This is a genomic window from Polyangiaceae bacterium, from assembly GCA_020633235.1.
GTDB lineage: Bacteria > Myxococcota_A > Polyangia > Polyangiales > Polyangiaceae > JACKEA01.
This window is the reverse complement of sequence record JACKEA010000001.1, coordinates 2186390-2211067: the sequence shown is the minus strand read 5'-3', so window position 1 is coordinate 2211067 and position 24678 is coordinate 2186390. Positions and strand designations below refer to the sequence as shown.

The 24678-nt window shown below is 68.4% G+C and carries 20 protein-coding genes; 16 read left to right on the top strand and 4 right to left on the bottom strand.

The features are described from left to right. The first annotated feature begins 47 nt into the window (after nt 1-47). Nucleotides 48-1325 carry an imidazolonepropionase gene (locus H6717_09810; protein ID MCB9577307.1) on the top strand — a complete coding sequence of 426 codons (1278 nt, stop codon included), beginning with the start codon at nt 48-50 and terminating at the stop codon, nt 1323-1325. Here the strand turns inward: H6717_09810 and H6717_09805 are convergent. Next, nucleotides 1297-2961, bottom strand: a complete 1665-nt coding sequence (locus H6717_09805; GenBank protein ID MCB9577306.1) for an NAD(P)/FAD-dependent oxidoreductase — start codon at nt 2959-2961, stop codon at nt 1297-1299. The genes H6717_09810 and H6717_09805 overlap by 29 nt on opposite strands. Nucleotides 2962-3027: 66 nt before the next feature. Here H6717_09805 and H6717_09800 point away from each other — a divergent pair, with 66 nt between their 5' ends. From H6717_09800 to carA, 10 genes are all read left to right on the top strand, one after another. Next, complete coding sequence (locus H6717_09800) at nt 3028-3654, top strand: TetR/AcrR family transcriptional regulator (protein ID MCB9577305.1); 627 nt, start codon at nt 3028-3030, stop codon at nt 3652-3654. Between the two features lie 41 nt (nt 3655-3695). Further along, the gene (locus tag H6717_09795) at nt 3696-4610 is read left to right on the top strand and encodes a glutathione S-transferase family protein (protein ID MCB9577304.1); all 915 of its coding nucleotides are present in this window, start codon (nt 3696-3698) and stop codon (nt 4608-4610) included. A gap of 14 nt (nt 4611-4624) precedes the next feature. Beyond that, the gene (locus H6717_09790) at nt 4625-5062 is read left to right on the top strand and encodes a hypothetical protein (protein MCB9577303.1); all 438 of its coding nucleotides are present in this window, start codon (nt 4625-4627) and stop codon (nt 5060-5062) included. Beyond that, a complete protein-coding gene (locus H6717_09785) occupies nt 5059-6552 on the top strand; it encodes a GMC family oxidoreductase (GenBank protein ID MCB9577302.1) in 1494 nt (497 codons plus the stop codon). The genes H6717_09790 and H6717_09785 overlap by 4 nt, the downstream gene beginning before the upstream one ends. Before the next feature lie 67 nt (nt 6553-6619). Beyond that, the gene (locus tag H6717_09780; GenBank protein ID MCB9577301.1) at nt 6620-7996 is read left to right on the top strand and encodes a hypothetical protein; all 1377 of its coding nucleotides are present in this window, start codon (nt 6620-6622) and stop codon (nt 7994-7996) included. 94 nt (nt 7997-8090) lie between these two features. Then, nucleotides 8091-8681, top strand: coding sequence for a TetR/AcrR family transcriptional regulator (locus H6717_09775; GenBank protein ID MCB9577300.1), 591 nt, complete (start codon nt 8091-8093; stop codon nt 8679-8681). Continuing rightward, nucleotides 8678-9709 (top strand): radical SAM protein, encoded by a 1032-nt coding sequence (locus tag H6717_09770; GenBank protein MCB9577299.1) that lies wholly within the window; start codon nt 8678-8680, stop codon nt 9707-9709. The genes H6717_09775 and H6717_09770 overlap by 4 nt, the downstream gene beginning before the upstream one ends. After that, on the top strand, nt 9706-12222 hold the full coding sequence (locus H6717_09765; protein ID MCB9577298.1) for an SCP2 sterol-binding domain-containing protein: 2517 nt from the start codon (nt 9706-9708) through the stop codon (nt 12220-12222). The genes H6717_09770 and H6717_09765 overlap by 4 nt, the downstream gene beginning before the upstream one ends. 102 nt (nt 12223-12324) lie before the next feature. Then, nucleotides 12325-13629, top strand: coding sequence for a dihydroorotase (locus H6717_09760; GenBank protein ID MCB9577297.1), 1305 nt, complete (start codon nt 12325-12327; stop codon nt 13627-13629). Beyond that, on the top strand, nt 13626-14744 hold the full coding sequence (carA, locus tag H6717_09755) for a glutamine-hydrolyzing carbamoyl-phosphate synthase small subunit (GenBank protein MCB9577296.1): 1119 nt from the start codon (nt 13626-13628) through the stop codon (nt 14742-14744). Before H6717_09760 ends, carA begins: the two co-directional genes overlap by 4 nt. A gap of 583 nt (nt 14745-15327) precedes the next feature. Here the strand turns inward: carA and H6717_09750 are convergent. Further along, nucleotides 15328-17256, bottom strand: a complete 1929-nt coding sequence (locus H6717_09750; GenBank protein MCB9577295.1) for a WG repeat-containing protein — start codon at nt 17254-17256, stop codon at nt 15328-15330. Nucleotides 17257-17325: 69 nt separating this feature from the next. Here H6717_09750 and H6717_09745 point away from each other — a divergent pair, with 69 nt between their 5' ends. The 3 genes from H6717_09745 to H6717_09735 all read left to right on the top strand — a co-directional run bounded on the left by H6717_09745 (nt 17326) and on the right by H6717_09735 (nt 19443). After that, nucleotides 17326-18120 carry a GNAT family N-acetyltransferase gene (locus tag H6717_09745; GenBank protein ID MCB9577294.1) on the top strand — a complete coding sequence of 265 codons (795 nt, stop codon included), beginning with the start codon at nt 17326-17328 and terminating at the stop codon, nt 18118-18120. Nucleotides 18121-18432: 312 nt separating this feature from the next. Further along, nucleotides 18433-18885, top strand: a complete 453-nt coding sequence (locus H6717_09740; GenBank protein ID MCB9577293.1) for a hypothetical protein — start codon at nt 18433-18435, stop codon at nt 18883-18885. 51 nt (nt 18886-18936) lie between these two features. Then, nucleotides 18937-19443 (top strand): hypothetical protein, encoded by a 507-nt coding sequence (locus tag H6717_09735; GenBank protein MCB9577292.1) that lies wholly within the window; start codon nt 18937-18939, stop codon nt 19441-19443. Nucleotides 19444-19635: 192 nt separating this feature from the next. Here H6717_09735 and H6717_09730 read toward each other — a convergent pair whose 3' ends face one another. After that, complete coding sequence (locus H6717_09730) at nt 19636-19860, bottom strand: hypothetical protein (GenBank protein MCB9577291.1); 225 nt, start codon at nt 19858-19860, stop codon at nt 19636-19638. A gap of 149 nt (nt 19861-20009) precedes the next feature. Here H6717_09730 and rimO point away from each other — a divergent pair, with 149 nt between their 5' ends. Beyond that, on the top strand, nt 20010-21416 hold the full coding sequence (gene rimO, locus H6717_09725; protein MCB9577290.1) for a 30S ribosomal protein S12 methylthiotransferase RimO: 1407 nt from the start codon (nt 20010-20012) through the stop codon (nt 21414-21416). Here the strand turns inward: rimO and H6717_09720 are convergent. Beyond that, complete coding sequence (locus H6717_09720; GenBank protein ID MCB9577289.1) at nt 21413-21748, bottom strand: hypothetical protein; 336 nt, start codon at nt 21746-21748, stop codon at nt 21413-21415. The two genes, rimO and H6717_09720, sit on opposite strands and share 4 nt — an antisense overlap. Before the next feature lie 201 nt (nt 21749-21949). Here H6717_09720 and H6717_09715 point away from each other — a divergent pair, with 201 nt between their 5' ends. Further along, nucleotides 21950-24610 (top strand): hypothetical protein, encoded by a 2661-nt coding sequence (locus tag H6717_09715; GenBank protein ID MCB9577288.1) that lies wholly within the window; start codon nt 21950-21952, stop codon nt 24608-24610. Nucleotides 24611-24678: the final 68 nt, after the last annotated feature.

Here is a 24678-nt window from a genome sequence, read left to right as displayed (position 1 = left end):
GCGTAGGACGGCGGCTCCGCGCTGCAAAGCTGATATAGAGCGAGGCCATGACCAGCGTGGACCTGCTCGTGATCAACGCGGCCGAGGTCGTCACCTGCGCCGGGTTCAGCCAAGCGCCGGCACGCGGCGCGGATCTCTCGGCGGTGGGCGTCGTGCGCGATGGCGCCGTGGCCATCGGCGACGGCCGCATCCTCGACGTCGGGGCGTCGGATCGCTTGCGCCGGGAGTACCGCGTGGACGAGTCCAAGATCGTCGACTGCGGCGGCGGCGTGGTGCTCCCCGGCTTCGTCGATTGCCACACGCACATGGTCTTCGCCGGTGATCGCGCGGACGAGTGGGCGGAGCGGATGCAGGGCAAGCCCTACCTCGAGATCCTGAAGGCGGGTGGGGGCATCCTGTCCACGGTGAAGAAGACTCGCGCCGCCTCCGAGGCAGCGCTGGTCGCCGGCGCCCGGCGCTGGGCCAAGCTCGCTCTCGGGCTCGGCACCACGACCCTGGAAATCAAGAGCGGCTACTGCCTGGACCACGACGGCGAGCTGAAGATGCTCGCCGCCGCCCGGGCCCTCGCCGAAGAGCTGCCCCTGGAAGTGGTCACGACCTTCCTCGGCGCTCACGTGGTTCCCAAGGAGCACAAGGCGAACCGCGAGAAGTACCTGGAGCTGGTGCTCGAAACGGCCGCGGAAGTGCGGCGCCAGAACCTGGCGGAGTACTTCGACGTGTTCAGCGAGGCCGAGGCCTTCACCGTGGAAGAAGCGGAGCGCCTCGCGACCAAAGCCAAGGAGCTCGGCTTCGGTATCAAGCTGCACGCCGAGCAGTTCACCGCCAGCGGAGCGGCGCAGCTCGGCGTCCGCCTGGGCGCCGTCAGCGTGGATCACCTCGAGCACGTGGACGACGCCACCGTCGCCGCACTTTCGAAGGGCGACACCATCGGTGTGTTGCTGCCGGCGGTGCCGTTTCACCTGGGCATGACGGACTACGCCCCGGGCCGCCGCCTCGCGGACGCCGGCGTGCCGCTCGCCATCGCCACCGACATGAACCCCGGGTCGGCGTGCACGCCGTCCATCCCGATGGCCATCGCCATCGCCTGCCGCAGCGTCGGCCTCACCCCCAGCGAAGCGGTCATGGCGGTCACGCAGAACGCCGCGCACGCTCTCGGCCGCGGCGCCGTCACGGGCAGCTTGGAGCCCGGCAAGCGCGCGGACCTGGTGGTTTGCGACGTGCCGGACCATCGTTGGCTCGGCTACGCGTTCGGCTACAACCCGGTGCGCACCGTGATCGCCAAGGGCAAGCGCGTGCTCAAGCGGGAGGAGCTGCTGCTCTGCTGAACACCGCCTCGGGCGGCGTCGGCGCTACCGGCGCGCCGCGGAGTGCGTCTCGATACACACGGCCGCCGACCAGCGCCGCGGCCGCTGCCACGCCGCTCATCATGGCGCCCATGATGCCGTGGCCCATGCGGGTGCTGGCACCGCACAAGAGCAGGCCCTCGATCTCCGTCTTGGCGCCGGGCCGACGGTGCAGGAACTGCCCGGGGATCAGCGCGAGACCGTAGGACGTGCCCCCGGTGGACAACGTGTAGCGCGTGTGCGTCAACGGCGTGGCCACCTCTTCGAACACGACGGCGTCCGCGAGCCCGGGGATTACCCCAGAGGCGACGCGCTTGAGCCGCTCGGCGTAGGCCGCCTTGGCCTCGGCGTAGGCCGAGCTGTCGGAGTAGCTGCCGCTGTCGAAGGCCGCCGCGCTCACACCCCAAGCCTCGGGGTTCGACGGCGCGAGGCCCATCAGCTCCAAGTTGACCACCCCGGGCGGCGCGTAGCGCGGATAGTCCGGATCCTTGAGCGACGCGCTCGAGATGTACGTCATCGGCTGGTCCGACAGCTTGCCGCGAGCAATGGTGCGGTACTCGAGCTCCTGATCCGTGTGCGGATAGATCCAGTAGTTGGTGCGCCGCGCGGAAAGCTCGATCGCGCTGCGCTTCACGCCCAGGTACGCGATGCCGAGCGCCGGCGACATTTCCCAGCGCGTCGCCCTGCGCCGTGTGCGCCGAGACACGGCCTCTTCGGGCAACAGCTCGAGCAGCGTGCGCTTGATGTCGGCGTTGCTGATCACGGTGGCCGCGTGCACGGTGCGGCGCCCGATGTGCTTGTTCTCGATCTCCACGCCCCGGGCGCGCCCGCCCTCCACGACGATGCGAAGCGCTCGCGTCGAGAGCAGCACTTTGCCGCCGCTTTCTTCGATGGAGTCCGCCAGGGCGTCGCTCATCACCTGCCCGCCGCCCTTGGGGTAATAGCCGCCGGATTCCAGGTAATGGAGCATCAGCGCGGAGTGGAACAGCAGCGATGCGCGGCTCGGCGGCTGGCCGTAGTCCCCGCTCTCCCCAGCCAGCACTGCCCGCAGCAATGGATCCCGCGTGCAGGTGTCGAAGAACGCTCCCAACGTCGCCCGAGACCAGTACAGCGCCCCGAGCGCCTTGGGCAGGATGCTCAACGCCGCCTTCGGGTTCGCCGCAATGCCCTGGAGCTTGTGCACCTGCCGCAGCATGTCCACGTAGCGCTCGATACCGCGCACTTCCGACGGGAAGTGTTCCACCAAGCGATCGCGATAGGCGTCGATACCTCGCGGCACGCGGAAGCTGAGCTCGGGAAACACCAACGTGTCGAAGCCGTCGGGATCCATCGCCGCGAACTCCACACCGCGCGCGCCGGCCGCGTGCAGGATGCTCGGCATCGCCTCCCCCGGCCCGCACTGGCCCACGTAGTGGATGCCGATGTCGAACTCGTAGCCGGGGCGCTTGAAGATGGTGGCGTTACCGCCCGGCACGTAGTGCTGATCGACGACCAGCACGGACTTGCCCCGCTTGGCCAGGAGCGCTGCCGCGGTGAGGCCGCCGATCCCGGCACCGATCACCACTACGTCGAAGGACTCCCGAGGGAGCCGCCGGAACCGATCTGCCCGCTGCTTCATGGTTCCTGGAGCTTGCCGCCACATCTTGACAGTGTCAAGATTGGTTCCGCGGTAGAACCAACAAAAATGAACTCCGCTCAGTCGAAGCCAAAGGACCGCTACCACCACGGAGCCCTGCGGGAGGCCCTGGTGAGCGCGAGTCGGTCCATCGTGGTGGAGAGTGGAGCGGGAGCGCTGAGCTTGCGCGCGGTGGCGCGGCGCCTCGGCGTGTCCCACGCGGCGCCCGGACATCACTTCCCGGACAAGCGCGCGCTGCTCGCGGCCGTCGCCGCCCAAGGCTTCCACGACCTCGAGCAAGCCATGACGCGCGCCGCCAACGAGAGCGAGCCCGATCCGCTCTCGCGTCTCAGGGCCACGGGCGTCGCCTACGTGCGCTTCGCCGCGGACAATCCGGAGCTTTTCCGCTTGATGGTGGGACGCGAGCTGCTCACGGGTGACAGCGACGAGCTCCGAAGTGCGGCGGAAGCAGCGTTCCAGGTGCTGGTACGGGAAGCGCGGGCCACCCTCTCCGCGCGCGGCGAGAGCAGCGAGGAGCGGCTCAAGCTCGTCACCACTACGGCCTGGTCCTTGGTCCACGGGCTCAGCATGCTGTGGCTCGACGGGCGCCTGCGCGGCACCCGAACCCCCGATGCCCTGGAAGCGCTGGCCCGACAGGTCACGGAGCTGGTGGGCACCATCGTCGAAGCGCGCTGACGGGCTCGACATCTCGGCGCTCGCGCCCGATGCTCCCGGACATGGGACGCATGATCGATGGGCGCTGGACGACCCAGTGGTATTCGCCGGACGAGAAAGGGCGCTTTCAGCGGGAAGCCACCTCGTTCCACGATCGCGTGGAAAAGGCCGAGGCCGGGCGCTACCACCTGTACGTCTCCCTCGCCTGCCCCTGGGCGCACCGCACGCTGATCCTGCGCAAGCTCAAGGGGCTCGAAGATGCCATCAGCGTCACCGTGGTGGATCCCTACATGGGAGACGAGGGCTGGAGCTTCCCAGAGCCGGATCCCGTGAACGGAGCCAGCTACCTTCGCGAGATCTACGCCAAGACCAAGGAGCGCTACACGGGCCGCGTCACGGTGCCGGTGCTGTGGGACACGCGCGAGGGCCGCATCGTGAACAACGAGTCCCGCGAGATCATCCGTATGTTCGATCACGACTTCTCTGCGGTCGCGAAGCGCGAGCGTGACCTGTGTCCGGAGCACCTTCGAGAGCAGGTCGACGCGGAGATCACCGCCTTGTACGAGCCGGTGAACAACGGCGTGTATCGCTCCGGCTTCGCCACCACCCAGGGCGCCTACGAAGAAGCCGTGCACGAGCTCTTCGCCGCGCTCGATGCCTACGACGCCCGCCTGGGGAAGCAACGCTACTTGGTAGGCGATCAGCTCACGGAAGCCGACGTGTGTTTCTTCACCACGTTGGTCCGCTTCGATGCCGTCTACCACTACCACTTCAAGTGCAACGTCCGGCGCATTCGCGACTACGAGCACCTGTGGCCCTACCTGCGAGACATCTATCAGGAGCCGGGCGTGGCGGAGACGGTGAGCCTGGACCACATCAAGCAGCATTATTTCCGGAGCCACCCGACCATCAACCCGCACGGGATCGTGCCGGTCGGGCCACTGTTGAACTTCGAAGAGCCCCACGGCCGCGGGTAGTCTACCTTCCCCGCATGACCCCGCGCTGGCTTCGCCCCACGGCCTTCGAACGGCGAGGCATCTTGCTCGTGTTCGATGCCCTGGTGCCGTCCGGAGCGACGCCCTTGTTTCCCTTGGGTGCGCGCGACTTCCCCCTGGACCGCTTCTTGGACGACCTCGCGGACCACGCGCCGGCGCGAGTGATGTTCGGACTGCGCGCGTGCCTGTGGTTCTTGATCGTGTGCCCGCCGTTCGTGCTCGGACGGCTTGCTTCGCTGTACGGCCTCTCTTCCGCGGAGCGCCTCGCGCTGCTCACCCGCCTGAAGGCCAGCAACGTGTACCTCGTGCGCGAGATCCCGCTCTTGTTCAAGACCATGGCGAGCCTCGCGGTGTGTGGCCTCGCACAAGTGCAAGAACCCCTTGGCATCGAGCCGCGCGACGCGACCCCGCCCGACTGGCTGGAGGCACGATGACCGGCGCCATCTTCGAGGCCCTCGACGCCGACAGCGCCGACTCCGCGGATTTCGTCATCATCGGCAGCGGCGCCGCCGGCGCCACGGCGGCGCGTGTGCTCACGGAAGCGGGGCTCGACGTGGTGCTCTTGGAAGAGGGACCGCTCGTGCCGCCACGAGAGCTGCGCAGCGACGTGTACTCCGGCTTCAAACGCGTGTGGCGCGACGCCGGCTTCCAGGTCGCCGAGGGGCGCGCCTTCACGCCCATCTTGCAGGGCTCCTGCGTGGGCGGCACCACCGCCATCAACGGCGCCATCATCCACCGCATGCCCGAAGCCATCTTCGATCTGTGGCAGAAGGAGCACGGCGTCAGCCCGGACCTTCGCTACGCGAAGCTGTCTCGCATCTGGGACCAGTTGGACGCCGAGCTGCACGTGGCGCGGGCGCCGGAATCCGTGCTCGGCCGGAACAACCAGTTGATGCGCACCGCCACGGAGCGCCTGGGCATCGACGGCAATCACATCCGGCGCAACGTCCAAGGCTGTCGCGGCAGCGCTCACTGCAACCAAGGCTGCCCCACGAACCAGCGCCAGAGCATGAACGTCTCCTACGTGCCGCGCGCCGTGGACGCCGGCGCGCGCGTGTACGCCGGCTGTCGCGCCGACCGGGTCCTCGGCAAGGGCGGTCGCGCCTCCGGCGTGGAAGGGCGTTTTGCCGATGGCACGCGCCTCACGGTGCACGCCCGACGCGGCGTGCTGCTCGCCGCCAGCGCCATCCAGACGCCCTTGTTCCTCGCGCAGAACGGCATCGGTCGCGGCTCGGGCGTGCTCGGCCGCCGACTACAAGCGCATCCGGGCACCGCCGTGGTGGGCGTGTTCGACGACCCGGTGCGCATGTGGTTCGGCGCCACCCAAGGCTACGAGAGCACGCACTTCTGGGACGAGCGCATGAAGTTCGAGACCGTCGCCATGCCACTGGAGCTCGCCGCCGCGCGGCTCCCCGGCATCGGCCCCGAGCTGATGCGCGAGCTCTCCGACTACGGTCACCTCGCCGTGTGGGGCGTGCAGGTGCGCGCCCGCGCTCACGGCAGCGTGCGTCCCGGCATCTTCGGCGGCAAGGTGATCCGCTACGACATGACGGACGCGGACATCCGCGTGCTCAAGCTCGGCCTGCGCCGCCTCACGGAGATGATGTTCGCCGCCGGCGCCCGGGAAGTACTGCCCGGTATCCACGGCCTCCCGGCGCGCATCGACAGCGTCGACGCCTTCGATCGCGCCTTCGATCTGCCCGACGATCCGCGTCTGTTCCACTGCATCGCCGCGCACCTGTTCGGCACCGCGGTGATGGGCCAAAGCGCGTGGTCGTCCGTCGTCGACCTGGATCTCCAAACCCACGACCTGCCCGGCCTGTACGTGATCGACTCCAGCGTGTTCCCCACGAACATGGGGGTGAACCCGCAGCACTCCATCAGCGCCATCGCCTGGTGGGCCGCCGAGCGCCTCGCGAATTAGGGAATGTTGGTGCGGCGCGATGCCCGTCGGGTTGCGACGGCGCGGCGCGCGGGGCACCCTGAAGCCCGTGATACGTCGCTCCTCATTGGCCCTCGCCTGTCTCGTCTCCACCCTGTGCGCCGCGGCGCCCGCGTCGGCCAATGGCCGCTTCCCCCTGGCGCAGCAGCTCGTCGAGGACGAAAGTGACGCGAACCACTTGGTGCTGCGCACCACGTTCGGCATCGTCTCCACGCACGATCGCGGCAAGACCTGGAGCTGGATCTGCGAAAAGTCCGTCGGCTACAGCGGCACGGAGGATCCGTCCCTGGGCATCACACAAGACGGCACCCTGGTGGCCGGCATCTTCGACGGCCTGCGCACCTCCACGGACAGCGGCTGCGACTGGAAGTCGCCGTCCACGGAGCTCGACGGCAAGTACGTCGTAGATCTCACGGTGGAGGCCGCGGACGCGAGTCACGCCGTCGCGCTCACCTCCAACGGCATCGGCGGCGGCAAGTTCGCCACGGCGCTGTGGGAAACGACGGACAGCGGCGCCAGCTGGCACGCCCTGGGCACGGCGCTGCCGGACACCGTGCTCGGCCTCACGTTGGATCCCGCGCCCTCGAACCCGGATCGCATCTATGTCTCGGGCGTGGGCGACGGCGGCGCCGCGGTGCTGATGCGCAGCTCGGATCGCGGCAAGACCTGGGAGCAACTGTCGATCCCCAACGCCGGCGTGGAAGCCTCGCCCTTCATCGCTGCCATCGCGCCGAACGACCCGGACTCCCTCTACGTGCGCACCGCCGGCACGGACACGAACACACTGCTCCACTCGGCGGACGGCGGCGACACCTTCACGGAGATCTTCTCCGGCGTCGGTGTGATGCTCGGCTTCGCGCTCTCCCCGGACGGCCAGACGGTGCTCGTCGGCTACGGCGATCCGAAGGGCGGCGCCGCCACGGACCCGGCCACCCTGGGCCTGTGGAAATCGGCCACGTCGTCGTTCTCCTTCACCCGCATCGCGGAAGGTCCCATCAACTGCCTGCGCTGGACGAGCACGGGCCTCTACGCCTGCGGCTCCGAGTTCGTGCAGGGCTTCGAGCTCGGCTTCGCCAAGGATGCGAGCTTCGACATCTCCACGGCCAATCCCTTCGAGCCGCTGATGCACCTGAGCGAGGTGGACGGCCCCCTCACCTGCAACGGCAGCACCACCGGCGCCGTGTGCGCGGACGAATGGCAACCGGTGTGCACCACCATCGGCAAGTGCACCACGGACGCCGACGCCGGTGCCGACGCCGGAACTGGCGGCAGCGGCAGCGGCGGCGGCAGCGGCGTCACGCCACCGGACGAAGAGGATCCGGGCGACTGCAACTGTCGCGCCGCGGGCAGCCGCGGCGGCGGGCTCGGCGCGCTGGCCCTCACCGCCGCCGCGCTGGGCGTCGCCCTGAGCCGGCGCCGGCGTTAGCGGGCTGTTTCCGCGCCGACCCGACAACCATCAAGTCCGGGATTGTGGGGCGCTTGACCTGCGTTCGACCGGGAGTTAAACACTCGTTTAACAGATGGCCAGCCCGGCAGAGAATCTCGACGTTCGGCAGCGGATCCTGGATGCGGCGCGGGCGGAGTTCGCGGAGCGGGGGTTCGGTGCGGCGTCGGTGCGCACCATCGGCGAGCAGGCCGGCGTGACCGCCGCGATGATCAACTACTACTTCGGCGGCAAGCAGGGCCTGTACGACACGGTCATCGACGAAGCGCAGCAGGGCTTGTTCGTGCGCCTGGGCAGCGCGGCGGCGGAGGGCGGTCGCGAGGGGCTGCCCAAGCGCTTGGCGCTCGCCTACTTCGACTTCCTCACGGACGAGCGGCAGCTGCAGCGCCTCTTGGCGCGCGAGATGCTGGATCACGGCGCGGACGTGCGCAAGCGTTCCAAGCGCATCGTGGGTCCGCTGCGGCAGCTCTTGGAAGAGCACTTCGGCGATCGCCGCGTGGCGGATCAGTATGCCGTGAGCGTGTTCGGCGCGATCGCCGGCTACTTCTTGTACGAGCCCGTGCTGGGAGCGTTTCTCGGGCGGGATCCATTCTCGAAGCAGAGCCTGGCGGCACGGCGTGCGCACGTGGCGGAGCTTTCTTCACTGCTCGAAAGGAACGCACCATGAACGCGATAAGCTCGGCCCTGGAAGTCACCAAGCAGCTCTTGGGTGCACGCTTTCGCTGGCAGCACCCGGTGTACCTGGTGCACGCGCTCACCGCGCGCTGCAACGCGCGCTGCGGGTTTTGCGCGTGGAATCCCGAGTTTTACGACGGGCGGGAGCAGCTCTCCACGGAGGCCATCCAGCAGCTGTACACGGACGCGCGCAGGGCGGGTTTCATCGGCCTTTCCATCTGGGGTGGCGAGCCGCTCTTGCACCACGACTTCGACGAGATCGTGGCGCACGCCGCCCGCGAGGGCCTGATCTCGAACATGATCACCAACGGCTTCTTGCTGGAGAAGAAGATGGACCCGGTGGTGGAGCACGTGGACCGCGTGTGCATCTCGCTGGACCACCCCTCCGACAAGCACGACGAGCTGCGGCGCATCCGCGGGCTGTTCGACAAGATCGTGAGCGCCACCCGGGAGCTCAAGCGGCGCGCGCCGGACAAGACCGTGGTGTTCATCTGCACGCTGCAGAAGGCCAACGTGGATCGACAATCCGTGCGGGGGCTCGCGGAGCTGGCCAAGGAGCTGGGCGTGCTGGTGCTGTTCAACGGCCTTCGGGAAGAGGCCGCCACCGACGGGGACACGCACTTGGACGCCTATGCGCCGTCGGACGCCCAGCTCTCGGATGCGTTTCGCACGGTGGCCGAGCTCAAGCGCCAGGGCTACCCGATCCTGAATTCCCACACGCACCTGGACATGATGATGGCGGGGCCGCCGGTCTATCGCTGCCATTGGCCCAAGTTCATGCTGCCGGTGGAGGCCAACGGAGACGTGGTGGACTGCATGCACTGGGGCACGCGTCCCGTGGGTAACCTGAAGCAAACGCCCTTCGAAGAGATCTTGAAGAGCCCGCGGCTCCGGGAGCTGGCCGGCCCCGCGGGAGAAGGCTGCCACAAGTGCGTCTCCATCCACCGCGTGGAAATCTCCGAGGTGTGCAGCGGCAATCTGGAGCCGGTTCGGTCTTGGATCCAGCTGAGGGTGCCATGAGCAAGTTCGAGAGCAGAGCCCAGTTCGAAGACGTGATGCAGCGCTTGTTCGAGCGCATCATGGCGGCGCCCCAGGTGGCGGAGCCACTGAACGACACCAAGCTGGTGGTCCGCTTTCGCTACCCGGACCTCGGCTCCGTGCTCACCTTCGACTTCCACGACGAGCGCGCGGTGTTCTCCACGGAAGACAGCGGCAGCGCGGACGTGGAGCTGATCCAATCGTCCGACACCGCCCACGAGTTCTGGCTCGGGCGCCTGAACGCCGTGCGCGCCATCGCCACGGGTCGCGTGCGCGCCCGCGGGGACGTGAGCCGAGCGCTCAAGCTCCTGCCCGCCATCAAGCCGGCGTTTCCCATCTACGAGCAGGTGCTCGCGGAGCGCGGCCTCTCGGATGCGCCGGAGCAGGCCGAACGCCCGCGCCTCTCTCTACGCCGCATTCTGGAGCGGCTCCCCCATCGGCAACGGGTGGATCGCGATGCGCTGCCGATCGACAGCAAACCACCCGTCACCTGCCCGGCGAGCCGGGAGTCCGAGTGGAACCCGCTGCCCAGCGAGCCCGTGGCCCTGCGCGTGGAGATGCTGCGACGCATGACGCTCATCCGCGAGTTCGAAGAGCGGCTCGCCGGCGTATGGAAAGACGGCGCGCTGCCCACCGCGGCGATCCACCTGAGCTCGGGACAAGAAGCCGTCGCCGTGGGTGTGTGCTTCGCGCTACGGCAAAGCGACGTGATCGCCACCACCCACCGCGGCCACGGCCACATGCTGGCCAAGGGCGCCCCCGCGGATCGCATGATGGCGGAGATCTTCGGCAAGGCCACGGGGCTGTGCGGCGGCAAGGGCGGCAGCATGCACGTGACCGACGCCAGCGTGGGCGCCATCGGAGCCAACGGCATCGTGGGCAGCTCGCCGATCCTGGCCACCGGCGCCGCCCTGGCGTTTGCGCAGAACGGACAGAAGCGCGTCGCCGTGGCGTTCATGGGAGACGGCGCCACCAACCAGGGCATGTTCCACGAGGCGCTCAACCTGGCGTCCGTGTGGAAGCTGCCGGTGCTGTTCGTGGTGGAGAACAACGGCTACGGCGAGTTCACGCCCCAGGCCGGCTCCACCAACGTGGAGGAGCTCGCTTCCCGTGCCATTTCCTATGGGATGCCGGGGCGGCGCGTGGACGGCAACGACGCCGACGCCGTCCATGCCGCGGCGGTCGAGCTGGTGGAGCGTGCGCGCTCCGGGCAGGGCCCGGCCCTGCTCGAGTGCGTGACGCAGCGTTACCACGGGCACATGGAGGGCGACGCCCAGAGCTACCGCACCGAAGCGGAGCTGTCCGAGATGCGAAACGGCGACCCGTGCCGGCTGCTCCAAGAGCGGCTCGCCGGCGAGGGTGTGCTGGATGAAGGCGCCGCAGCGGAGACCGAAGCGTGGGCCCGCGGCGTGATCGACGCGGCCCTCGGCGCCGCAAAGGGCGCGCCGGATCCCGAGCCCAGCGCGCGTTTCTCGGATGTGTACTCGCCCGAAACAGAAACCTTCCGCGAGGCCGTGGGCGGCGAGCAGCACACCATTACCGCGTCCGAGGCCATCAACCGCGCCCTGGCGGAGGAGATGGAGCGCGACGAGCGCGTGCTGCTGCTGGGCGAAGACGTTTCCCTCGGCGGCTACTTCGCGGTGACCAACGGCCTGCTCGATCGCTTCGGGAAGCGCCGCGTGCGCGACACGCCCATCAGCGAGAACGCCATCGTGGGCGGCGCCGTGGGCGCGGCCATGAACGGCCTGAGGCCCGTGGCGGAGATCCTGTTCTCGGACTTCCTCACCGTGTGCGCCGATCCGCTCGTGAATCAGGCGGCGAAGCTCCGCTACATGTCCGGCGGCCAATACTCCGTGCCCATGGTGGTGCGCACCCCCGGCGGCGCCGGCCTGGGCATGGCGGCGCAGCACTCCCAGAGTCTGGAAGCGAGCTTCATGAATTTCCCGGGGCTGATCGTGGCAGCGCCGGGCACGCCGCGGGACTGCCGCGCGGTGCTGAAGAGCGCGATCCGATCGCAAAACCCCGTGCTGCTCTTCGAGCACAAGCTCCTGTACCTGGCGGAGGGCCGAGTGCCCGTGGGAGAAGATCTGGCGCCCATTGGCACGGCCCGGGTGGTGCGTCCGGGGCGCGATGTCACGCTGGTGGCCCTGTCCTACATGGTGCAGATCGCGTTGGAAGCGGCGGAGGAGCTGTCCCGCCAGGGCATCGACGTGGAAGTCATCGATCCGCGCTACATCGCCCCGCTGGACACGGACACGATCCTCGCCTCGGTGGAGAAGACCCGGCACCTCGTCACTCTGGAAGAGAGCCCGCTCCGCGGCGGCTTCGGTGCGGAGATCGTGGCGCGCATCGCCGGCGCCACCCACGGCGTGCTATCTCGCGCGCCATTGCGCATCGGCGCCGACGACGTGCCCATCGCCTACGCGAAGCCCTTGGAGACGCTGAGCGTCCCCGACGCATCACGGGTGGTCCGCGCGATCCGCGGGCTCGGCTGACCGCGACGGGCTTCGCGCCGGACCAACATTTTCCTGTAACCCCGAGGACTCCGCGGAGCCCCTGCCCTCCGTCGGGCTTGATGTGGTATCAGGGCCGCCGACATGCACGTCGACCTCCTGGTGATCGAAAACGTCCGAGCCATCGACCCCCAGCACGGGCTCGACAGAGAAGTGGACGTGGTGATCGAGGCGGGGCGCATCACGCGCATCGGCGCCGGCGCCGGCAAGGACGCGCGCACGGCGGAGCGCGCGCGGGTGGTCAGTGGCGGCGGCAAGTGGCTGTTGCCGGCCTTCGTGGATCTGCACGCGCACCTGCGGGAGCCCGGCTACGAGTACAAGGAAGACATCGCCAGCGGGCTCGATGGCGCGGCGGCGGGGGGCTACGCCCACGTCTGCGTGATGCCCAACACCAAGCCGGTGAACGACACGCGCGCCGTCACGGAGATGATGCTGCGGCGGGCGGCGGAGCACGGCGGCACTAAGCTGCATCCCATCGGCGCCATCACCAAGGGGCAGCAGGGCAAAGAGCTCACGGAGATGGCGGAGCTTCGCGAGGCCGGCGCCATCGGCGTGAGTGACGACGGCCTGTGCGTCACCTCCAGCGCGGTCATGCGCCGCGCCCTGGAGTACGCCCGTGCCTTCGACCTGGTCGTGATCCAGCACGCCGAGGACCACGCCCTCACGGAAGGCGCGCAGATGCACGAAGGGGCCGTCAGCTCCAACCTCGGCCTGCGCGGCTGGCCCCGAGTGGCGGAGGACATCATCGTGGCGCGGGACGTGCTGCTCGCGGAGTACGTGGGCGCCCGCTACCACCTGGCCCACGCTTCTACCGAGGGTTCCGTGCGCATCTTGCGGGAGGCGAAGAGCCGCGGCCTGCCGGTCACGGCGGAGGTCACGCCGCACCATCTGCTGCTCACGGACGCTGCGCTCCTCGGCTACGACACCGCCTGCAAGGTGAACCCGCCGCTGCGCGAGGAGCACGACGTAGAGGCGCTGCGCGCCGCGCTGGCGGACGGCACCATCGATGCCATCGCCACGGACCACGCGCCGCACTCGACCCTCGAGAAGGACTGCGAGATGGCGGAAGCCTCGCCAGGGCTCATCGGTCTCGAGCTGTGCTTCGGACTCTTGCTGGGTCTCACCGGCAAGAGCGGGCTCACGCTGGCGCGCCTGATTGACGCGCTCTCCACGCGGCCCGCGCGCATCGCGCAGATCACCCCGCCGGCGCTCAAAGAAGGCGCCGTTGCGGAGCTCACGTTGGTGGATCCCGAAGCCAGCTGGGTGCCGAGTCAGATCGGCCTGCGCTCCAAGAGCAAGAACACACCATTTCTGGATCGCGAGCTCCGCGGCCGCGTACTGATGACGCTGGCAGACGGCAGGCTGGCCTTCGACGGAGGGATTTCGTGAGCGGACGCAAGAAAGCGTGGCTGGCCCTGGCCGACGGAACGGTGTTCGAAGGCTACGCCTTCGGCGCCGTCGGTCCGAACGCGGGTGAGGTCGTGTTCACGACCGGTATGACGGGCTACCAAGAGGTGCTCACGGATCCGAGCTACTGCGGGCAGATCGTCACCATGACGGCGCCCCACATCGGCAACACCGGCGTGAACGCCGAAGATCCCGAGAGCGTGGACGGCGCACCGCAGGTCGCCGGCTTCGTGATGCGCGATCCGAGCGAGACCACCTCCAACTGGCGCTCGAAGGAAACGCTGGACGAGCACCTCGAGCGCCACGGCGTGGTCGCCATCGGCGGCGTCGACACCCGCGCCCTCACCCGGAAAATCCGCGACGACGGCGCCCAGAGCGGCTGCATCGGCAGCGAGCCTCCCGAGGCGTTGATCGAGCGCGCCCGGAGCGCCCCCAAGATGGAAGGGCTCGATCTCGTCGCCCGCGTCACCCCCAAGGCAGCCTACGAGTTCAGCGAGAGCCGCGGCACCTGGACCACGCCAATGGCCGCCGAGGGCGACAAGCTCCACGTCGTCGCCCTGGACTTCGGGGCCAAGAAGAACATCCTCCGCTGTCTGGTGGATTCTGGTTGTCGAGTCACCGCGGTACCGGCGCGCACGCCCGCCGCGGAGATCTTGGCGCTCTCCCCGGACGGCGTGTTCCTGTCGAATGGACCGGGCGATCCGGCCGCCCTCGACTACGCCGTGGAAACGATCCGCGCGCTGCTCGGCAAAAAGCCCATCTTCGGCATTTGCCTCGGGCACCAGCTCTTGGCCCGCGCCCTCGGCGCACGCACCTACAAGCTCAAGTTCGGCCACCGCGGCCTGAACCAGCCGGTGCAGGATCTGACCACCGGCCGCGTCGAGATCACGTCGCAGAACCACGGCTTCGTCGTAGATGTGGACAGCATCGGCGGCGCGGCGCGCACCACGCACCTGCACTTGAACGACGGCACCAGCGAAGGCCTGGAAGCGCCGGACGTGAACGCCTTCAGCGTGCAGTACCACCCGGAAGCCGCCGCCGGCCCGCACGACGCGCTGTATCTCTTCGAGCGCTTCCGCGAGCGGATGCTCGGCTAGACCCACTATTCACCTGGGTTGACCACAACAGACGCCAGGTGGCGCCCGGCTTGTCGTGACGTCATCGCGCTGGACCAAGGGGTGGGCTTGGCCGGGGTGGATCCGCGGAATTGATGGGGTCTGGGGTGCACGGAAATCGGTTTACATAGCAACTGATCTAGGCGCGTCCGAAGCCCCTGATCGTTGCATTCGACAGGGTTCGGCAGGCTCGAGAAGGGCAGAAGGGGGACGCACGGGGGTCTTTGGCGCAGGAAAATAAGTTTACATAGCAACCGATTTGGGCGCGACCGATCCCCCTGATCGGCGAGCTCGAGCTGGGCCGGAGAGAGAGCCTGAAAGCGAAGCTCGAGCACGCCCGCGCCGCTCCCGCGGTACGAAGCCGGGCGAGCCCGGCCGTGCAGCCCGGCGCGAGGTGTACGCGCGTGACGGCGCTCAGTGCTGCTTCGTGTCGCGGCGCGCCCTGGCGCTGCTCGTTCCGCGATAGGCGGGCTGATTCCGCGCCGAATCGACAAGCCACCCGAGAAATAGATCGTCGTTGAGCCGCCGCTTTGCGCGGGAGGACCGACTCAGGTGAGCACTGGGGCTAGTCCACGTCTTGCCGGTACTTCGCCCAGATCAGCTCGTTGCCGAAGCCTTGGATCATCTCCAACTCGGTGGGGAAGATCAGCGTTCCTTTGCGGTCGACCAGACCGAAGCGGTTCAGACTCTCCACGTAAGTGATGCCGCGCTTCGAGAAGCGCCCCGCGCTGGCGCTGTTGATCATCGGAAAGTCGAAGGCCACGGTCATGGCGCCGGACTCGTCGATGATGCCCCACTGGCCGTTCTCGTCCTCCACGATGGCAGCGCCCTGGGCAAAGGGCGCGGCGAACTGGAAGCGTGGCTCGATGGCGATCTTGCCCGAGAGGTCCATGTAGCCGAAGGGGCCGTAGTACGAGCTCGCGACGGCGATGAAGCCGTCCCCGGGCTCGCGCAGGATCGAGTATGGGATTTGGAACAGCTCCTCCCCGCTCTTCTTGTCGTAGAAGGTAGAGCTCTGGCCGTCCGTGGCGACGAACCAATCGCCCACCGCGGAGATGTTCACCCGCGCGAAGGGAATGACGACGTTGCCCTTGCCGTCCACCACGCCCCACTGACCGTCGAGCATGGCCGGAGCGCGATCGTCGACGAGATACCCGCACTGGGAGAAGCGCGGTGGAAATAGGAACTTGCCGTCCGGCGCCAAGAAGCCCCAGTTGCCGTTGCGGGAGGCGAGGGCGAAGCCCGCGTGGAACGGCCCGGCGTTTTCGAGTCGAAGCGGGATGGCCACCTGGCCCTGCAGGTCGATGAAGCCAAAGCCGCCTGCTTCGTGCTTTCCGTGATCGGCGACCAGCGCGAGGCCATCCGCAAAGCCCAGAGCGTGGCGATACTTGGGCGCCACGATCTCGTTGCCGTCGAGGTCGACGAACCCGAGCAGCTTGCCGTCTCCCACGAGGGCGCGGCCTTCGGCGAAGTCCTCCGCGTGGGCATACTTGGCCGGGACGACCCAGGCCCCCGTGCGATCGATGAATCCGTGCTTCATGCGCTCCGTGTTCGGTCGCACCAGGGCCCGGCCCTGCTTGTGAGCGCCCGCACTGAAGAAGCCGTACGGGATGACGAGCTTTCCGCCCTCGTCGATGTAGCCGTAGTCGAAGGGCCCTCGCTCGGACACCACCGCCAGGCCCTCCGAGAAGAGGCCGGCGGAGCGGAAGCATGGCTCGATGGCCCAGCTGCCGTCCGGCCGAAGCCAGCCGGCACAGCCCGCGAACAGCCGCAGGCGTTTCTTCTCGATGAACTTCGGGAGCCACTCTTCGTATGCCGCCCGGATCCGCTCGCTGCCCCCTTCCCCGAGCGCCGCTTCGAGCTCGGCGAATTGGTCGTCCGTGACGTCTTGGGGTTCTGCGTGCTCCACGATCTCCACGCCGTCCGCCGAGAAGCGGCCCAGCACCAACACCGACTCGTCCAGGAGCTCCGCGTCTCCGATGAACACGAGCTGGCCGGTGCCCTGACGTTCGACAGCGGCCGAACCCAGGGCGAACAGCGGAAGGAAGTGCGTCGAGTACGCGTCGTAGCCACCCAGGTAGCCCCACAGATCGATCCGGCCCTGCTTGCCGTCGCTGTCCACCACGACGTGCTCTTCACCGCTGTCGGTCTGCTTCTGCAGGGTCTTCAGGAGCTGGGCAACGGTCGCGTCGCGCTTCAGGGCGCCCTTGGTCTCGATGCGCACGTGCGGCTTGCCATCAGTGCTCGCCTTCTCCCAGTGCGCCACGTCCTTCTTCTCGAGCTCGATACCAACGGACTCGAGCTCCTCGAGGGCCGCCTTCAACGTCTTCACTCCTTCCACGCTCAGCTCGCCCCCGAGGATGGCGCCGCCCTCGTGCTGGGAGTGGTCCCCGGGGATGCGCGCGAGCTCGGCCCGGACGATCGCCTTCTTCCAGGCGGCCACCTCCTTCTTGGGCAAGGACAGCGTCAGCCGAAAGAAGACCCCGTTCTTCATGAGGCCGAGTGTACAGCGAGGTCGTCAATTCGGTCGACGTGGTCCTGGCCCACGTGGTTCGCTCTCGGCGTGACCCACGTGCGCGCCGCGCGGCCCGAGGACTATGACGACTTCGTGCGGTTGTATCGCGAGATCAGCCTGGGCGAGCCGGCCGCCGAGCAACGATCGTGGGATGGGCTGCACTGCCGGCAGGCGCGTATGGCGGTGGAGGGGGACCGCGTCGTCGGCTACCTGCGTTACGAGCTGTTCGACGACTTTGCCTACGTGCACCACCTCTCCGTCGCTCCGGAGGCGCGGCGCCGCGGCGTGGGCCTGAAGCTGATGCGCCACGCGGCCGGAGAGATCCGCGCCCACGGCATCCGACGTTGGATGCTCCACGTGCTGGCGGACAACGCCGCGGCCCAAGCGCTGTATGCGCTACTCGGCCTCGAGCGCGCGGGGCGCTCCACGACGCTGAGCGTCAGCTTCGACGCCCTCGAACGCGCGTCGGGCGACGTCAGCGCCCTGTCCGTCGGGCCGCTCCCCGCCGAGCGCGACGCCGAGGTGGAGCGGCTGTTTCACTTCTCCCCGCGGCGCCTCACCCGCGCTCGGGAAAATCCGGATTGCCGCGTGTTCGCCTTGATGCAACCCGACGCGGCCCCGCTCGGCGTCGCGCTCCACGCGCCGAAGCTCGCCTGGACGCACCCGCTGTCCGTGTTGCGCCCGGACCTCGCGATCCCGCTCCTCGCGGGGCTCCGCACCGCGTGCCAAAAGGACTCCATGCGCGTCGGCGTGGACGACGACGCCGACGTCGAGGCCGCTCTGCTGCGCGCCGGCGCCAGCGTCACCCACCGTTCCCTCCTCTACCGCGGCGAGCTCGGCTGAGGCGCGCCGTACGATGTCGCACACAGTGCCCAAGCTTCCGGCAATCCTCATCGCGGTAGGCTGTGTGACCGCTTGCGGCAGCGTCGGGGTCGAAGGCTTCTTGCTCACGCGGACCTTCACCGCGGTTGCCGATGGCGCTCGCCCGCCCGATACTCGAGCACGAGACCTCGCTGCCGCAGTCGATCGCCAGATGACGGTTCAGCGCGTGACCCGCGTCGCGTCGCCCGCGGGCCTCGTCGTTGCCGGCATCGGGGTAGCTCTTGTCATTGCCCGCCGCCGTGCCCGCGAACCCGACACCGACGAGACCGACTCATGACCCTCCAAGAGCTCCGCCGTCGCCTTCGCGAAGAGCGCTTCGACAGCGACATCTACTGGGTCGGTAGCGACGACGGTTGGCGCTCGAAGAACGACTGCCACTGTCTCCTCGACGCCGGCGACCACTGGGAGCTGTTCTACACGGAACGCGGTGTGCGCGACGCGGGGCAGCGCTTCCGGGCGGAGTCCGACGCGTGTGATGCCTACTGGGCGCTACTCTCCGGCTCGCCGACGTTTCGGCGCCACATGATCGCGTTCGTGGCCGCCGCGAGCCGGGCGGAGCTGCTCCGCGAAGCGCTGGCCCAAGAGGGCATCGCAACCGAGGTCGACGCCATCCCCTACTCGCGGGGACCGAACGGCACCCGCCATCGCGTGTTCGTGGATGGCCGCGATCTCGACCGCGCCTTCGCCATCCGCGCCCGCCTCGCCCCGGGCAGTTGGCACGATTGACGTCGCACCGCTCTTGCGCCCGTCGGCCTTTGGCCGGACTCTGGGCTCGCGATGGTAATGCTCGTTCACATTGCGGACGAACGCGCGAGCACGCGCATCCGGCGGGCAGGGCTCGTACCCCACCGAGCCCGTAGGGGCGGGCTCTGGGGCGTCTTCTGCATGCCGGTGCTGCGCGACTACTACATCTCGCACCAGTGGCTCCGGGAGCTGAAGCGCCGGGGCGTGCGCACCATGGTGGGCGTCTACTTCCGCGTGCCGGACCGCGAGCCCGTCGTGGTGGGACACTACAACAGCGCGCCGCGGCCCATGTCAGCGGCGCGGGCGGTGCGTGTGATCATGGATCAGGAGGACGCACGCGGTTTCCAGATCGTCGTGCCGCGAAAGATAGCGCCTCGAGCCTTGCACAAGATCCGCCACGTGAGCCAGGTCGTGGGTTGGCGGTACTTCCCGGACTCGCACGGGCGTCGGCCCTGCGGCTGTCCCATGTGCCAACCGCGCGGCGAAATCCGCTCCCGACGCCTGCGTGAAGCGTATGAAGCGTCCTTCGGCGGCGGCTAGCCAGCTCACTTCCTCTTGCCGCTCCAGTTGCAGTGCCCGCTCCTCGCTCCGTGAGATACGCCTTCAGCGCGGGGGGAGACGCGCTGGCGAAGAAACGCCGCACCAGACGCCACGCGGGTGTCGCCTCGAGGGAACACCCTCCGCGTGCGTTGTTACCTCCCCGAAGCCCCTCGAAGGTTGCGTCTCATCCGCTCATTTGTAGGAGCTGTCGCAGTCTTCCTTCGTCATCTTGTGCACCTCGACTTTGCTCAGACACGCCTCTTTCTCGGTGGCATCCGTCTTCGCGAGGCACTCCACCTTGTCCTTCTGGTACTTGTCCGCGTCGGCGAGGCACTTCTTGTAGTCCTTGTTCTCACAGCCGAAGAGACCAAGCGTCACGAGCACGAGAGTGGCGATGTGGAGCTTGCTGAGTCGCATCTTGGGTTGTCCTTTCTTGCGGCCAGACCCGGCAACGGTAGCCCAAGCCGGCGGGGGCGGATAGCGAGCGCGTGGTTCCGCGGCGCAGCGACATTCCCCGGATCCAGGCGAACGGGACGATTCTGCGCTATAGGGGTCCGCCCCTGCTCATGAGCGACAAGACCATTCACTTCGTCAGCCTCGGCTGCCCCAAGAACCGCGTGGACAGCGAGGTCATGTTGGGTGTGGCGGAGCGCGCCGGCTTTCGCCACGTGGAGGACGCAGAAGCCGCCGAGGTGATCGTGGTGAACACCTGCGGCTTCATCGACGCCGCCAAGAAGGAGTCCATCGACACCATCTTGGAGCTGGCGGAGCACAAGAAGAGCGGCTCGTGCGAGAAGCTCGTGGTGGCGGGCTGCCTTTCGCAGCGCCATCCGGACGAGCTCGCCGACGGCCTGCCGGAGGTGGATCACCTGCTCGGCTCGAGCGACATGCTCAAGCTCGAGCGCGTGCTCGCCGGTCAGGCGGAACGCATGCTGGTGGGCAACCCCGCCGATTGGGTGGTGGGCGCGGGGGATCCGCGCACGGTGAGCACGCGGGGCGCCAGCGCCTACGTGAAGATCGCCGAGGGCTGCAACCGCAGCTGCGCGTTTTGCGTGATCCCGGATCTGCGCGGCAAGCAGCGCTCCCGCAGCGTCGGCGACGTGGTGCGCGAGACGGAAGAGCTCGTGTCCCGCGGCGTGGTGGAGATCAACCTGGTGAGCCAGGACACCGTGAGCTACGGCCGGGACTTGGGCGCCGCCAACTTGCCCGAGCTGGTGGAGCGCGTGGCGGACGTTGCCGGTGTGCGCTGGGTGCGGCTCTTCTACCTGTATCCGGAGAAGCTCACCGACGGCATCATCGAGCTACTGGCGGATCACCCGCAGGTGGTGCCGTACGTGGACATGCCGCTGCAGCACGCTGCGGATGGCATGCTGCGCCGCATGAAGCGCGGCCACGGCGGCGCGCGCCTCCGGGAGCTGGTGGAGCGCATGCGCAAGCGCATTCCGGAGCTGGTCTTCCGCACCGCGTTCATCGTGGGCCACCCGGGGGAAACGGAGCAGGAGTACGCCGAGCTACTCGAGTTCATCGAGTGGGCCCAGTTCGATCGCGTGGGCGTGTTCCGCTATTCCGACGAGCCCACTTCCGCGAGCTTCTCGCTCGAAGGCAAGGTGGAGAAGAAGGTCGCCGCTGCCCGCGCGCGCAAGCTGATGAGCGTGCAACGCAAGATCAGCAAGAAGAAGAACCGTGCCCTCATCGGTCGAGAGCTCGAGGTGCTGGTGGAAGGGCCGAGCGAAGAGAGCGAGCTCGTGATGGTCGGCCGCCACGCGGGGCAAGCCCCGGAGATCGACGGCCAGGTGTTCCTCTCCGGCGCCGAGGTGCTGCCCGGACAGATGCGCCGCGTTCGCGTGGAGCAGGCCACGGACTACGATCTCTTGGGGGAAGTGCTGGACGAAGGCGAGGACGTCGCACCTCCGAAAGCCGCCGCCATCTTGCATCGCGCCAGTGACGGCCGGCGCGTGCTGCGCACCGTTTAGGGCTTTGGTACGCGGAACACCGTCGTCGCACTCTGATTGGTGCCGACGGAGTACCAGACCGCGAGCTCGTCATCGACTTGGGCTGCGAGCACCAAGGTGTACGCGCCGTCGTTGCCGGTGCCGAGCTGGATGACGCCCTCGCCCGTGCGCAGGTTGGCGCCGTACACGTTGGCCCCGGGCTGCACGTTGCCCCGCAGCGTGACCATGCCCTGGGAGTCGGGCCCTTCCACGTCCGGGCGACTGGGAGGCGGCAGGGGCAGCGTCGGCGAGGCGCAGCCCACCAGCACGGCGGCCAAGCCGAACAGAGCCAGACGACGCGGCAGGAGAGTCACTGGGGCAAGGCTAGCACGCACCGTGCCTCGTGAAAGTCCGAGTTTCTACGGATTTTTCTTGTAGATTGGCAACATGGTTGGCGCTGCTCAGCAACCATGTTGCCGCCCAACCCCACGGCTCCATGGCTGCCCCGAACGGAAGGTGGTAACCGCGGCCACGGCGAGAACAGGGTTGTCCGCGCCGGCGTTACCGGAACGACGATGCAGCAGGTGGTGCAAGGAGCCGAGCGGATCGACAGTGCGCAGACTGCGCGCCCCGTGTCCCGGCGCTTGTCGCGCACGCTCGCGCTGCTTCGGCCCCTGCCCCTGCTTTTGCTGCTGGCTTTGTTGGTCCGCCGCGAGTCTGGTGGGAACGCCGAGGTCGCCGCGGAACCAGACGCGTCCCGCGCCCTGGCGCACGCCCTCGGCGCGCGGCATCTAGAAGCCGACCCTCGGGAGATCACCTGGGTGGACCGTCCCCCCGGGGTGCTCGGATCGCGCTTTCGCGAACCGCGCGCGCTGCTCCGCGCGCATGCCCCGGGAGAGCCTGCGGACATCTACCTCGCGACGGTGCGCATGTCGCCGGAGGGACGGCTGCTCGAGCTCACGGGCTTGTACGACATCAGCGACACCTCGGCGGTGGACGAGCGCGAGCTCGCGGTGCACGGCGAGCACGCGGCGTGGACGATCGCCGGGGGCGGCAAGACGTACAGCATTCACCTCGCGGATCTCCGCGGCGAAGCAGCGCCCAAGGGGCCCGGCTGGACGCGCATGGCGCGCTTCCAGCAGTCGATCACCAACCTGCAGGAGACGGGGCAGCGCGCAGGCATCGCGAAGCGCTCTTTCAAGCTGGATCCCGCGGCCAACCACGCGGTGCTGGCCTTCACGGACGCCGCCCTGTTGATCGACGCCGACGGCCGCAAGATCCGCATCCCCACCGAGGGAAACGGCCCCATCGAAGGGCAGCACTTCTTGCGCGAGCAGGAGTATCACCCCGCGCGTCCCGGTAACGTCGTCACCTGGGCGGTGGATCGCGTGCGCGCGCTGCCGTGGTTCGGCTCCGATCGCATGCAGCTGGTGAAGGCCGTCGCCTTCGCCGGTCTCGACTGGGTGCAGCGTGTGGTGGGCACCGTGACCGGGGACGACGGCTCGAGCCGCGTGGCAGACGAGCTCGGCGATCTGGTCAACGCGCCGCTGGCGGAGTTCACGGATCCCGAGACGGGCTGGCCGCCGGCACCCATGGAGCCGATGCTCTCACCGCCGCTGGAGGGCGAAGGCAAGTGGCGGCCGCTCGACAAGGACCCTTTCATCCTCACCAATCCCGGCGCGCCCGCGCCCTTCGTCACTTCCTTCATTCGCACGGATCACAAGCGCGCCTACTCGCAGATCTTCGTGACGATGTGGGACCCGCGGCAAGTGGCGCTGCACACCATGAGCGGCACCGTGGAACCGAAGAGCGCCACGGGGGAGACGGGGCCCGGGCTCGTGCCGCGCAAGCCGGAGGTCATCGGACGGCTGCTCGCCGGCTTCAACGGCGGTTTTCAGGCCACCCACGGCGAGTTTGGCATGATGGCCGACGGCGTGATGTACCTGCCGCCCAAGCCCTATGCCGCCACCGTGGCGGAGCTCGCCAACGGCGACAACGGCTTCGGCACTTGGCCCGACGACGAGAAAGTGCCGGAAGACATCGTCTCGTTCCGTCAGAACATGACGCCGCTGGTGATGGACGGAACCATCAACCCCTACAAACGGAACTGGTGGGGCGGCGTGCCGCCGGGGTGGACCGACGAAGCGCGCACGGTGCGCAGCGGTGTGTGCATGACCAAGGAGCACTTCGCCGCCTACTTCTACGGCTCCAGCATCGACGCCGATCACCTGGCCTTTGCCATGCAGCGCGCGCGCTGCGTGTACGGCATCCACCTGGACATGAACCCCGGGCACACCGGCCTCGAGTTCTACCGCACGGGGCTCGACGGCACTTTGCCGGACGTCGGCCACGAGCTGGACCCGCAATGGGAGGCGAGCGGCAAGGTTACGAACATGCCGGGCTACAGCTTCATCGGTCGGCGCATGCTGCGCTACATGGGGCTGATGAACTTCCCCCGCTACATCAACCGTGAAGCGCGGGACTTCTTCTATCTCACGCTGCGCCACGTGCTGCCGGGAGACAACGTGCCCACGGCGGTGAAGCCGGCGGAGCCGAAAGAAGGGACGTGGCAGGTGAAGAACCTGCCGCAGCACGGCTGGCCCTACGCCGTGGCCACCACCTGGGTGCGTCCGGACGCCAAGCGCCACGAGACCAAGGTGCGGCTCTTGGAGCTCGATCCCCACACGGTGCAGGTCGGCGGCAAGGGCCCGCTGGTAGCGACCTTCGCACCCCCGGCGGCAGAGGCTCCTCTGACCCTGTGGCTCGATGGTGGCCGCGCCAGCATCGCCGCCAAGGCACCGAGCAGCACCGCCATCGCCCTCGCCCGAGGGGCCGCCGCGGCGCCCACGGCCGTGGCCGCCCTGGGCGTGGATGGTCGCGGCATGCTGCTGTACGCGCTGGTGTCCACCGCCCCGGAGCCCGGGCGGGACGGTGAGCTGCTGCATCAGCTCCTCGGTCGGCTCGGTTGCAAGCAGGTGCTGATCCTCCCCGAGCCCCTGGGCTTGGCGCTCGGCGGCGACCGGGACCTGTCCGGCCACCCCGTGGCGGAGCCCAAGGGCGCCATCCGGCTCGTGCGGCATCGAGCCCCCGGTGCGGTTCGGATCTTCGACCAGACCCCCATCGTCGACCCCAAGGAGTGGTATCCCCTGCAGGCCAAGCGGGTGCGGTACTTCCGAAAGCCCAAGCCCGCCGAGCCCTCGGAAGGGGCGGGAACGGAACCCACACCGGCGCCCTGAGCTTTTTTCCCGCGACCGTGCGGGAGGCGGGGCATCTGCCGGATAAATGTGCGATATTGCGGCCGAAC

Excerpts from the sequence above, each read along its gene's own strand:
- H6717_09760 (MCB9577297.1), top strand. The coding sequence starts at position 12,325 with ATGCACGTCGACCTCCTGGTGATCGAAAACGTCCGAGCCATCGACCCC.
- H6717_09805 (MCB9577306.1), bottom strand. The coding sequence starts at position 2,961 with ATGAAGCAGCGGGCAGATCGGTTCCGGCGGCTCCCTCGGGAGTCCTTC.
- H6717_09730 (MCB9577291.1), bottom strand. The coding sequence starts at position 19,860 with ATGCGACTCAGCAAGCTCCACATCGCCACTCTCGTGCTCGTGACGCTT.
- H6717_09765 (MCB9577298.1), top strand. The coding sequence starts at position 9,706 with ATGAGCAAGTTCGAGAGCAGAGCCCAGTTCGAAGACGTGATGCAGCGC.
- rimO (MCB9577290.1), top strand. The coding sequence starts at position 20,010 with ATGAGCGACAAGACCATTCACTTCGTCAGCCTCGGCTGCCCCAAGAAC.
- H6717_09795 (MCB9577304.1), top strand. The coding sequence starts at position 3,696 with ATGGGACGCATGATCGATGGGCGCTGGACGACCCAGTGGTATTCGCCG.
- H6717_09800 (MCB9577305.1), top strand. The coding sequence starts at position 3,028 with ATGAACTCCGCTCAGTCGAAGCCAAAGGACCGCTACCACCACGGAGCC.
- H6717_09735 (MCB9577292.1), top strand. The coding sequence starts at position 18,937 with ATGGTAATGCTCGTTCACATTGCGGACGAACGCGCGAGCACGCGCATC.
- H6717_09770 (MCB9577299.1), top strand. The coding sequence starts at position 8,678 with ATGAACGCGATAAGCTCGGCCCTGGAAGTCACCAAGCAGCTCTTGGGT.
- H6717_09785 (MCB9577302.1), top strand. The coding sequence starts at position 5,059 with ATGACCGGCGCCATCTTCGAGGCCCTCGACGCCGACAGCGCCGACTCC.
- H6717_09775 (MCB9577300.1), top strand. The coding sequence starts at position 8,091 with ATGGCCAGCCCGGCAGAGAATCTCGACGTTCGGCAGCGGATCCTGGAT.
- H6717_09810 (MCB9577307.1), top strand. The coding sequence starts at position 48 with ATGACCAGCGTGGACCTGCTCGTGATCAACGCGGCCGAGGTCGTCACC.
- H6717_09740 (MCB9577293.1), top strand. The coding sequence starts at position 18,433 with ATGACCCTCCAAGAGCTCCGCCGTCGCCTTCGCGAAGAGCGCTTCGAC.
- H6717_09750 (MCB9577295.1), bottom strand. The coding sequence starts at position 17,256 with ATGAAGAACGGGGTCTTCTTTCGGCTGACGCTGTCCTTGCCCAAGAAG.
- H6717_09790 (MCB9577303.1), top strand. The coding sequence starts at position 4,625 with ATGACCCCGCGCTGGCTTCGCCCCACGGCCTTCGAACGGCGAGGCATC.
- H6717_09715 (MCB9577288.1), top strand. The coding sequence starts at position 21,950 with ATGCAGCAGGTGGTGCAAGGAGCCGAGCGGATCGACAGTGCGCAGACT.